This window comes from Variovorax sp. KBW07, assembly GCF_003852515.1.
Lineage (GTDB): Bacteria > Pseudomonadota > Gammaproteobacteria > Burkholderiales > Burkholderiaceae_C > Variovorax.
The window spans coordinates 1-253 of record NZ_QAJK01000259.1 but is presented as its reverse complement, the minus strand read 5'-3'; the positions used below and the strand labels follow the sequence as shown (position 1 = coordinate 253).

Sequence of the window (253 nt, the reverse complement as noted above, 5' to 3'; positions counted from 1 at the left end):
AAGTTCTTTTCAACTTTCCCTCACGGTACTTGTTTACTATCGGACTCGCACAAGTATTTAGCCTTAGATGGAGTTTACCACCCGATTTGGACTGCATTCTCAAACAATCCGACTCATAGGAAACATCAATAAAAGCCTCGTATACTCCAACCGGTCTAACACCGTCTCTGGACAACATCACAATCAAGTGAATTTGGAGTATACTCAACAATTAAAAATGCAACCTTTACACCACAACTCCTAATATCAAAGA

General features: G+C 39.5%; 1 rRNA gene. It reads right to left on the bottom strand.

Features of this window, described 5'->3' with window-relative positions:
• Window positions 1-253: ribosomal RNA gene (locus DBV14_RS33680) — 23S ribosomal RNA — on the bottom strand; the annotation flags it as partial.